The 10,763-nt window shown below is 54.7% G+C and carries 7 protein-coding genes and 1 pseudogene; all 8 read right to left on the bottom strand.

Annotated features, from left to right (window positions below; translation table 11 throughout):
* Positions 1-2,853 (bottom strand): helix-turn-helix domain-containing protein (locus GX117_04925; protein NLO32686.1); only part of this gene is annotated, 2,853 nt, incomplete at its 3' end.
* Positions 2,854-3,486: 633 nt separating this feature from the next.
* A complete protein-coding gene (locus GX117_04920; protein ID NLO32685.1) occupies positions 3,487-6,714 on the bottom strand; it encodes a DEAD/DEAH box helicase in 3,228 nt (1,075 codons plus the stop codon).
* Positions 6,711-7,499: a hypothetical protein gene (locus tag GX117_04915; GenBank protein ID NLO32684.1), complete on the bottom strand. Its 789-nt coding sequence runs from the start codon at positions 7,497-7,499 to the stop codon at positions 6,711-6,713. The genes GX117_04920 and GX117_04915 overlap by 4 nt, the downstream gene beginning before the upstream one ends.
* A 1-nt stretch (position 7,500) precedes the next feature.
* On the bottom strand, positions 7,501-8,316 hold the full coding sequence (locus tag GX117_04910; protein NLO32683.1) for an excisionase family DNA-binding protein: 816 nt from the start codon (positions 8,314-8,316) through the stop codon (positions 7,501-7,503).
* A gap of 814 nt (positions 8,317-9,130) precedes the next feature.
* Positions 9,131-9,364: pseudogene (locus GX117_04905) on the bottom strand (DUF2188 domain-containing protein).
* Between the two features lie 13 nt (positions 9,365-9,377).
* The gene (locus GX117_04900) at positions 9,378-9,590 is read right to left on the bottom strand and encodes a hypothetical protein (protein ID NLO32682.1); all 213 of its coding nucleotides are present in this window, start codon (positions 9,588-9,590) and stop codon (positions 9,378-9,380) included.
* Between the two features lie 6 nt (positions 9,591-9,596).
* Entirely contained in the window at positions 9,597-10,532 is a 936-nt protein-coding gene (locus GX117_04895) for a hypothetical protein (protein ID NLO32681.1), read from the bottom strand.
* Between the two features lie 7 nt (positions 10,533-10,539).
* Positions 10,540-10,763, bottom strand: a 224-nt coding sequence (locus GX117_04890) for a hypothetical protein (GenBank protein NLO32680.1), incomplete at its 5' end; no start/stop codon positions are given.

The following is a 10,763-nucleotide window of genomic DNA, read 5'->3' as shown; positions in this document are numbered from 1 at the left end:
GGCAAGGGTGCGACACACACGTTCGGTGAGATAGGCGCGTGCTTGATCGCTTTGGCGTTGTGCATCCACGGCGAGCCGCTGGGCTTGCGGCGGCAGTCCTTGTCCGCCGCGAAGCAGCAAGAGGTGTTCGACGGGGCAGGGGCTGATTTCGGCGCTCTCCGTTTGTTTGAGACCGACGAGCCGGCACTCGACCGTTTCCTCTCGGGCAAGATCCGCAATCTCGGGATCTGCCTTGCGAATGACCGTAAGGCGCGCGAGATGAAAGAGGTAGGGCTTATCGACGGTTGGGTCCACAAAGACCGCTCCGCGCAAGGCATCACCGCCCAGCTTCTGTCTTACGATTTCTCGGAAGCGTTCGAACACAGGTTCTCCGGGATGCATCCAAATGCAGGACTGGCGGTCGTCCGGCTTGCGTATGGAAAACTTTTGAGCCTGAGCCGGCGGGTAGGTTTCGATGGCGTCGAGCAGGGGATCAATGGCGCCCTTGGCTGCAGGCATAAGGTTGAAGAGACCGCCCAGATCCCCTTCGATCTCCATGCCGACCACGGGGGCTGTCGATGCAACGAACTTGCGCACATAGCCGGGCATAAGGCGGAAATACATTTCGTGTTCCACACTCTCGCGCAAGCGGGGCAGTTCTCGCTTTACATCGCCGCCGTCACCATAGAGCCGCTTCTCCTGTTCACGGAAAGCCTTGACCTGTTCTTTTGTGAGCTTGCCATCGAGTTCACCGGCGATCTGTTCGGGATCATCACCGGAGGCGACCCGTTCCATGTAGGTTTTGATGGATACCTCGCTGAATAGGCGGCCAATGCTGTCGAAGACCTTGTCGGACTTCAGTTGCTTGCGTATTTTCTCCAGTTTGTCGAGTAGCGTTTTCAGTACGCGGCCTTCGCGCGTCGCGGGCGCGACTAAGTTCAAGATGATTACAGGATCGTGCTGTTGCCCGTAGCGATGGATACGGCCCATGCGCTGTTCGAGGCGGGCAGGATTCCAGGGCACATCATAATTGATCATGATCCAGCAGAATTGCAGATTCACCCCTTCAGCGGCGGCGTCTGTGCAGACCATGAATCGTGCGCCGCCTTCGGTGGTCGGCAGTCGGAAGCGCTCGATTTGCTCCTGACGCTCGGTAAAATGCATGCCGCCATGAATCTGGGCAATCTGCCCCGTGTACCCCATGCCGCTCAGACGTCGAACGAGAAACTCCAGTGTGTCGCGATGCTCGGTAAAGATAATGAGTTTTTCATGGACATATTTTTCTTCGGTGAGGATTTCACGCAATTTATCGAACTTCGATTCGGTACCGCTCCGATGGACCTTATCTGCCAGATCGCGCAGCTTAAGAACGTCTTCTTTTTCCGAAATAAGTGCCCCCAAGGAGCTGGCGATCACGCCTTGGAGCAGCGCTTCTTCGGCGATCTCATTTTCTTCAACACCATTGTCGGAGCTCTCTTCGTCTGCCGATTTCGACTCGAAGACGTCGTTATCCGGAATGTTCCGCTGAAGCTTCAGAAGTTGGTCGATGGTGAGAACACCGGATTGGACATCATCGATGATCTTTTCGAGTTTCCCGATTCGCCGTTCGAAAGAGCGGAGCAAAGCGTAGGTCGAACTGGCGAGACGACGCTGGAACACGCCCATTGCAAGACGGGCGGCGGATTGGTTCAGTATTTTGGATTGGTTGTAGACGTAGCGCAGGTACTCTGTAGTCTCATCATACAACTTTTGTTCGCTCACTTCGCCCTGAGAAAGGGCATAACCGAGGGTGTCGGAGAAGCGTTTGGGGTAGAGCGGAAGTCCGTCGAGGCGCACCATTTCTTCCTTGGTGCGTCGAATGAAATAGTGATGCCGTTGTTCCAAAGGGAAGTGGTCGAAAGCTTCTTGTGTTGAGAGCGCTTCAGGTTCGAGCAGCCGCCAGAGGGCATAGTAAGGGTAGTCCTTGCCCATATGAGGCGTGGCTGTCAGAAGTAACAGGTGGTGAGCATGCCAGGGGAGAGACCACTCCGGCTCACCGTTCTGCGCTCCTGCTAGCGCTTCCGCCAGTTTGTAGCGGCCGGTCTTGCGGACTTGAAAAGTAGCACTCCGATCGCAGGCGAGTTTGTGCGCCTCGTCGAAGACCACCAGTTCATAGGGTTCGACCTCGTCGGCGTTCAAACGGGAGAAGACCTTCTCTCCCGCCAATGTATCGATGCTGATAATAACGCGGTCACTTTGGGGGCCAACAAAGGGATTGCCGCTTCTCGCATCGCTTCCGCTCACAATATTGAAGGATAGGCTGAAGAGCGCGTGCAGCTCGTTCTGCCAATTTCCAATCAAGCCCGCCGGTGGAATAATCAGTACGCGCTTCAGCAGTCGGCGGGAGAGCATCTCGCGAATGTAGAGCCCGGTCATGATGGTCTTGCCGGCTCCGGCATCGTCAGCGAGGAGAAAGCGCAGGCGCGGCTGTTCGAGCATGTGATCGTAGACGGCTATCCGTTGGTGGGGCAGCGGATCGATGCTGGCAATTTCGGTGCCAAAGGCTGGATTGGCCAAATGTCCGAAGGAAAGGCGTTCTCCCTCAACCAGAGATCGAACGAGATCGGGCTTGGCTTCGAAATCAATGCGGGGCGGCGTGTCGCTGTATAACAGCGACTCAGGCTCCGTCACTTGTTCAGCCATTCCGCTTTCACCTGCAATTTCGAGGAGGCGGCTCCAAGATAGGGGCGAGGGCTGAGATTTCTCGTTCTCCCACCGGTTGACTGTTGCAAAGGACACACCAAGCCGTTCGGCAAGATTGACCTGTGTCAGCCCCATTCTCGCTCGAAGGCGCTTTATCTGTTCTGCGTAATTTTCAGTCGGCTTTAGGTCCATAGGCTGTCTTCCTACCGTATCAAGCAGTCATTATGTTGGGATTATATCATATGTTATACTCACTTGTCAACCCCACACGATGCACTATTTTTTCGGATTTCGCCCCGATCAACGGTACACCCTCTACCTGTCGGTACGTGATGGGTGCGCCGCGGTACAAGTCTTCCGGCGGGGACGATGGGAGGGAGCGCAGGGGCTGCGTTCTGCGCTGCGAAATAACATCACGCCGTGGGCGACGGAAAGCGGACATACGCTGATCGGGGGAGAGGGAAAGGGTTTGCCGGGGATTGAAGCTTCTGAAAACTCATTAATTCGCTTTTTCCAGACGCCGTCTGGAAATTCTGCGAGACGCTCGACACGTCATTGGCGTCAGATGTCGAAGCCCTCCGCAACCGGCCCTTCAATGACGTTGTCTACTGCGGTGCGCGCGGCGCTCATGTCGAAGGCGATAGCGCGGGATAGGGCTCGTATCTGGTGCGGAAGCGGAATGACCGAGGACTCGTTAGCGCGAGCAGGACGTCCTGACAAAGCTGCCGGCGGTCAGGGCTGTAGTACCAATCACCTTGTTTTAGGTTGCCCATAATTTCCGTTTCTTGGCTTCGAATTTATTCTCATACTTTTCCCACCTAGACTTTATAAAGGCTGATTGCCAGTGATGATGCGCCACACTTCCCGCATCCGTCTCCCATCCATAGGTAGGTTGGATTCCTTTGCTACTTCCTGCCAAGTTTCGGCGGAGCTTCGTTCAAGCCATGCCCTTGCTTTTTGAAGACGCGGTGCTGGCTCAGCATCGGTTGCTTCTGTAAACTTCCTCCCCATCGCTACGCTGACCGAGCGGGGCACGCCCAAGCTCCGCATAAGAACTGCCTCGATAGTGGGAACACCAAAGTAGATCATGGACGGCACCGAACGAATTGCAGCCATAGCTTCCTTCGACAGGTTGGCATCTGCAATCTCACTCATTGACTGAAGAGCTCCGATCCCCCATGAGCCTTGGTGAGTGAGAGTTTGGTATACCGTGCGGCAGCATTCCGTAAGCCGCTTTTGGATATCTGGAACATCCGCGAAGTGCCGGTCGGCAATTTCCCGTAACGTCTTGCCGGAGACCCACATCTCCAACATGGAAGCGATGGACTTTCCATCTCCGCCACCAATAGTCGGGATGTTCAACTCCGGCACCCTGAGCAAGGCTCCAACAAGGCTCTTCATCCCTTCGCCGCCCGACCGGAAAAGACGGCTTGGGCTCCAATCATCAGCTTGAAGGCTGAAGGATTCTTTGTCACGGAGCAGATCTATAATGCTCTCAGGTGAAAATCCGGTGCTGTCCACCAGGGTCAAGACCCCAGAGGGAAGATTGCTAAGTTGTTCAGCGTATATCCGGGTGGATTCGATCAATTGCTCGGCCAATTCAGGCTGATGTCCACTCAGCCGATGGTAAGCGTAAGTACGTTTGAGCAACTTTTCCGTGTCGGTGAGAAACTGCGCGTGGTCACCAATCTTTCGGTAGCTGTGGGCCAAATACTGCACGAAGCTCGACCACTTTGCATCGTTTCTTACCAAACGGCGCAGATCGAGATCCCAACCTCGCTCGACCGTGTCTTCAATCATCTGCTCCAGTGCGGAAGCTAATTCTACTACTCTTTTATTTACATAGCGCTCCAAAGAATCATCATCTTGTTTTTGTGATGCAAAAATGACCAGCCCAAGCGTGTCTTGGAATAGGCGCCCCGCTCGGCCAGCGATATTCCAGAATTCATCGGGACGAAGTTCGCCCTGAATAAAAGCATCGCCAATCCGAATCGGTTTGAAATGGGTAGATAGAATGACATTTGAAATAGGGAAGTTTACTCCTTGCGCCACAGTGGTCGTGGCTACCAGCGCAACTAATTCACCCTCTTCGGTCAACCATTCCAAAAGGGTTCTCACTTCAGGTGAAATACCGGCGTGATGAACCCCGAGGCCTTTTCCGAGAAAAGCATGTAATGCAAAATCCTCCCCGTATTCTGCTTTCACGAATTCCCTTACTAATGTAAGCCTTTTGCTTTGCTTGTCTGGAAGCATGGGAGCCAATTTCTTCGCGAGATTCCAGCAATCGGTTGGGGAATACGCCAACACAATGGAACTTCCACGGGAAGCAAGCGCTTCAGCGACGAATGCAGCAACTCCGAGTTTCGATGACTTAGCCTGTGTCAACGTAATGTCACGGGTTTGTTCGCGGTCAATGGTTACACGCTCGTCAAAGGCAATGGGTGCACGATGCGCTCGCCTAACGTGAAGGGGCTTCACCTCGAGCCCCCAGACTCTCCCCCGGCCTTTTGGATATGCGAGAGCAATCATCTGATCGTTGGGCTGCCAATTGATCGCGAGTGACGGGGTTATACTCTGAGAGCGTTCATCATCCAGCCAAGTTGCGAGCTCTTCCGCATTCGGTATAAATGGAGTCAGAAGTAGAAAGTGAGTGTCCGGCGATTCACGGTTGATAGTGGCGAGCACGAGTTCACTCCGCAGTCCACGTTCTCCGTCGCCGAGATTGTGTGCCTCATCCAGCACCACCAAGCCAAGCGGGCGATTTCCTTGGTCAGCGGCTCCGCTGCGGATCAACAAATCCAATTTCTCCGGGGTGGTTACCAGTACATCGAAACTGCCAGGTGAAGACAACAATTCCTCTTCCAAGACATCCAATTCGTAAGCAGGTGTCGCCTGTTCGATCTTCAATCCTAAAGGCCCGAGGTCTCGTCGCAGACGAACGCTGACTTGGTTGACTAGTGCCCGCGTCGGTACCAAATAAGCGATCCACGCTTTGTCGATATTCACTATTGTCTGAATGATGCGGCATTCGGCAAGCAGGGTCTTGCCGCTGGAGGTCGGCATTTCGACCACCACTGCCCGATTGCCTGTGTGCATGACATCCTGGATGGCATCGCGTTGTGGTGGTAGCAGTTCAAATAATGGGCGTGTTTGCTGCTCATTAGTCAGCGCCTGCTTGAAATCCGTCATCTTACTGTTGTAAGCAGCAAGTTGGTGCCAAATAGTTGAGCGGATAAGCACTCTTGCAGCCATGCTCAGCCAACGCAGAAGCAGAGCCAGCTCAATGATGCCGGCGGAATCCGCTGCCTTGACAGCACGTGAAAGATGAAAATCCACGTCATCCAGCGCTGTGCGAGGCGTGCCTTTGCCGACAAATACGCCCAACATCTCGACAGCTTTCGCCAATTGATAGAAAGCTACCAGCTCAATGGCCGCGATCTGTCGCAGTCCGTTCTCCTGTTGGAGGTATTCTCGTTCATACAACTGCTGGCTTTGGCGAAGTGAGGCAATCGAATCGGCTACGGCGCGAAGGTCATCCCAGTTCTTTTTGCGCACAACCCGCAGGAAAGCGTCCGCCACACGGAAGAGGACCAGCTTAGTCCATCCTGCATCTTCGGAGTTCAACTCGGATACCGGCCAGGCATTCTCGTTGAGATAACGCCTGATGTCGGCACTCCGATCTCCCAATACCGCGACTGCCGCGAGGCGGATGGCACCTTTGACACGGGCATCCTCGGTTTCTCCCAGCGGAAGCATCCGTCGAATATCAAACGCCAGCGAGCAATAATCTCGGAACTCGATCCCTTCATTTGATCGGACATCCCGACGCCAGGCCACGGCCAAGTCGAGGCACCGCAGCTCGATCAAATGCAAGGCCTCTTCCAAAGTGTTCCTCATGTCTGGCTGGATGGGCACAAGGGCTGCCGGATCACGTTCGGCAATACGCTTCAGCACGGTTTTCGCCAACAAGACTTTAGCTTGGTCGGAAGTGCGATCCAGTGCTTCTCGTCCACCGGTTTTTGCTATGAGAATATCCGTCGGGAATGCGCTCATGGGGTCACCTCCCTATCGTAGACAAGGTCAACCCATTCGTCTTTGTGAAAAGGAATGTAAAACCCAAGCAGATGAACTTCTGATTCTCCCGGCTGGTGATCGATTCCAGCGCAGATGTTTGTAAGGTCCGTTTCGACTGGATCACGCTTTCCGCTTACCAGCACGCCGACAAGCCACAGGTCACCCTTGGAGTAGTGTTTCAAGGCTTCGTTGAAGGCATCCTCCCATTCGGTGCCACGCATCCGCACCAACAGCCAACTGACAAGTGTTTGTCGGTCTGTTGGGCGATTCCGAAGTTGGAACATTTGATTGCGGAGGCAATCTGGGGCGGAATTGACCACTTGTGGAGGTACGCGATTCTCAGAAGAAGACTTCACTTGACCAAAAACAAAACGCGGGGCGGCATGGCGTTGCAGTCCGACCAGATCCGGACCCGGCAGACTTGCTTTACGGGTTCGCTTGTCGAATGCTGTCGGCCATGGGAACATAGCTTCGTATCCATCATCCAGGGCGATTTCAGCAAACGCTTCGCCGATTTCCCAATCCTTGGCCCGGGGCGAGGTTACGACCTGTCCCAATAATTCACCCAAATCAAATCCTGTCGTCTCCAATTCGATCAAGTGCTGTCGGAGTTCTTCTGACCCGTCTGATTCCGCGATTTTTGCGGATACGCGACGAACGAAATACTGGCGGCATTCTTCTGCGGACGCTGCAACGAACCCGGCCACCTGAATGTGGCTGCTTTCCGATTGAAACTGTAGATTCCAATTCATCTTTGGATTCATCTTATTCACCTCCCATCCGGGTGAGCGCCTGGTCGTACCACATGAGGAGCTTAGGGTTTTCCTGGAGGACGTTCTCTGGAACCTTCCGGGACACTGTGATGATCGTGGCGTAGTCGCTCTCCTGTCTGGCCTTTTTGAAGCCTGCGCGGACCGCCTCGAGACGGAACACCTTCAGGCGCTTTTGGCTGGATGCCCGGTATTCCTCGAACTCCTTAAGCAGCGATCTCTCGCGCAGCTTCTCTAGATCGTCGGCCTTGTTGGGGGCGGGCACATACCAGCGGTTCTTACCCTTGGCGCGCAGGCTCTCGTCATCCTTGGGCAGTTCGTTCTCCAGGCTGTTAATTAGCGCCAGCTCCGCCAGTTTTTTCTTGTCTTTTGACAAGCCGGATCGCTCATAATAAAGGCTTCCGAGGAGTTTTTCAGGTGTAATAGCCAATTGTGCGGACACTGTCCGCACTTTTTGGCTGTCAATGTCTTTTGGAAGCAAATGGCGGGTTTGTGCGGGTACCGTCCGCACAATCTGAGGGTAGGCGCGGTAAAAGGCCAGATAGTTGTACAATTGCCGCCGTCCAGTATTGCTAACCTTGTGCCTGCGCAGCTCCTTGGAAAGCTCGCTGAGCAGGCGATCTCCATAGCTTGTCCTGTCTGAACCACGCAGTTCATACTCGCCGATGTAACATCCTATCAACCCGTTACGCAGCGTCAGGCTTAATTGACGGCCCGGCATCTGCCGTGCACTAATCCACTTGTAGACTGTATCCCGCTTGATGCCGAGATAGGCCGCAATCTCATCCACTGAGAGCCATCGGTCTTCCATCATTCGACTCCAGTCACGTTTGGTTTCATCGGTTGACTTCCAACAGCCTCTTTCCTTTGGTTGATCGGTGTCCCACGTTCCCGCCCTCGTCGCTTGCATCCCAATAAACCGGGACTAACAGTGTTACAATATATGAGATAGATATTCAATGTCAAACGGTTTGTACGTTTATTTACCGTATTTGACCGAGTGTAACCGAGTCAAAGCTTCCTGTGCCAGCGAGACACACCGAGAGGGATAAGCCTGCCCGAGATCGGGTCTTCACTCACGTAGAGCCAAGCCGGAAGATCGGTTCCAGTGACCTGGACCAGAGGCCAGAACACGGCGGTAGAGGGGAGCGGTGCGCGCTGAAGCTCATGCCGGGGGGCGATGGCAGCACAAGGGAGATAGGGACAGGCGTATACGACGAAAGCCCGAGACGCCTTGTCTCGGGCTTTCAGCTAAAGGTGTTGTAACCGCTGCCGTGCAACGGATTATTTTCTGGCTCCCCAGAAGGAACCCTCTTCATAAACACTCTCATGTGGCCCGAGACTTCGTAAGTTCCGTCATATCAATCAATTGTCAAAGAGCAAGTGGCGCGTAGCCTTGGGAAACCATCTTGAGTCGGACTTCCAGGCAATTGCTGTTTTAGGCCGAACGCCTCAAACCAGCAGCACATATCGTTGAGTGATCCTAGCCCATCAACCGGTCGAGTACGGCGAGTTCAAGCGCCCGTCTTGTTTCTGTGCCCCCGCCTGTTCCTTGCCGTTCGGCGCACGGGTAGAGGTCAATAAGTAGTTGAAAATCGTTGACAGTCTTTCCTTGTCGCACGACATCAGCCTGTGGGCAAATACGGATCGTTCCCGTGGCTGTCCTTGTTCTGAATCTTCCCGTCCTTGCCGTGGATGTAGAACTCGGTGCCTTGGTTCTGGCTGATCTTGCGCCCGGCATCGACGGCATCCTGTTTCTTGTCGAAGTGGCCGCTGCTACGGGTCGCGCCGCCTTTCTTGACGTCCTAGCCCCAATCGCCGTTCGTGACTCCATGATGTGATCCTGGTTTCTTTGTCATGGTTGCCTCCTGTCTAATTGTGAAAATTTCCCGACGAGATTTGCAGTATGTACATCAGCCACGAATCGGTCTTGAGGAGAATGGCCCTGAGCTGCTCATCGGTCAGCGCAGCCTCCAACTCATGAACCCCGTTGAACAGCTCGATCAGCTTCACCAGTGCCCGGGTATCGTGCATCAGGAAGTCGGTCAACGGATCGTTGTTCAGCTCCCGGCAGACAGAAAGCACCCTAGCTCAACGAGTTGGCTTGCCGTCATGTAGCAGGTCCTTCTGGTTGGGCACCCCCGGAATCCACGCGGCGACCGGATCATCGGGTGCCAAGCGCCTGAGCAGACGGTTCCACGACTCCCTGAGCGAGATCAGGATGTGCCTTGCCCGGTCGGCATTGTTACCATACAGGGCATCCCGAGCGCCGATGTACGGCCGAGCGAGCCCTGGATCGACCTGCAGCAGAAGAGCGATGCAGCCAGATGTTTCCATCTCAGCTTCGGTGACAAACTGAATTTCCGTTTCGGCCTCATCCTCATCCCCTTCATCCCAGGGGCGAAGGGTTTCGAGCGCAAAGCTGGTGGTGTAGATCTCACGAGTGGCCCCCGGCAAAACGAAGGCAGGCAACCGCGTGATGTCCGAGATCTCCCGCAGTGACTCTGCCAAATTCCCATACGAGGCTGCCACATGGGCTATCGAACTCTCCAGTCCCGAGATGACCGGCATCTCGATCTGGAAACGACCCCTTATCGCCTCGAAATCAATGCCCGCCATGAGCCGTTCCGTGGCGGAAAGCCGCAGGGATGTATCACACAGGGCCAGCTTGGCGGAGGCTTGAAGCTGTGAAAGCTGCGAGAAGTCGTGCTGGATAGGTTTGATCGTATCAAGCCATGACTGATGCGCAGCCGAAAGACTCTCGGCAATACGACTTGTCGCGGTGGCCTGTTTTATTAAATCCTGCCAGTGTTGATTAGCACCGACGATCTCCTGTATCCGGGTCGCTGCTCCAGCCATTTCGAGAGCGCGAGTGATTTCCAACTGCTGACGACGGATCGGTTCCAGCGTTCGCTCCATCTGCTCTATCACACTCAGATAGGGCGGCTTGGCCAGCCTGTTAATGGCCTCCATGTCCTGATGGAGCTTGGCGAGAGCGGTCTTGGCTGTTTTAAGATCGTCCGACATTTTCAAGTCAACCTGTTTCTACGGCCAGTTCTGTAGCGCCCAACCTGCCGCATCCAGGCCCGGATATATGGCTTCTGCCACCGGTTTGAGGCGTTACCTGGATTTGCGTGCTGATCCGCTCCTTCAAGGCGGGCACGTGCGAAATGACGCCGATCAGCTTGCCGTCCTGCTGCAGGCCCGCGAGGGTTTCCAGGGCGGTGTCGAGGGCTTCCTCGTCCAGGGTGCCGAAGC

This window comes from Candidatus Hydrogenedentota bacterium (assembly GCA_012523015.1).
Classification (GTDB): Bacteria; Hydrogenedentota; Hydrogenedentia; order Hydrogenedentales; family CAITNO01; genus JAAYBJ01.
Note: the sequence above shows the minus strand (reverse complement) of the source record. Positions and strands in the feature narration are given on the sequence as shown.

Bases quoted from the DNA above. Each gene is read 5' to 3' on its own strand.
- GX117_04920 (NLO32685.1), bottom strand. From the start codon at position 6,714: ATGAGCGCATTCCCGACGGATATTCTCATAGCAAAAACCGGTGGACGA.
- GX117_04915 (NLO32684.1), bottom strand. From the start codon at position 7,499: ATGAATCCAAAGATGAATTGGAATCTACAGTTTCAATCGGAAAGCAGC.
- GX117_04910 (NLO32683.1), bottom strand. From the start codon at position 8,316: ATGGAAGACCGATGGCTCTCAGTGGATGAGATTGCGGCCTATCTCGGC.
- GX117_04895 (NLO32681.1), bottom strand. From the start codon at position 10,532: ATGTCGGACGATCTTAAAACAGCCAAGACCGCTCTCGCCAAGCTCCAT.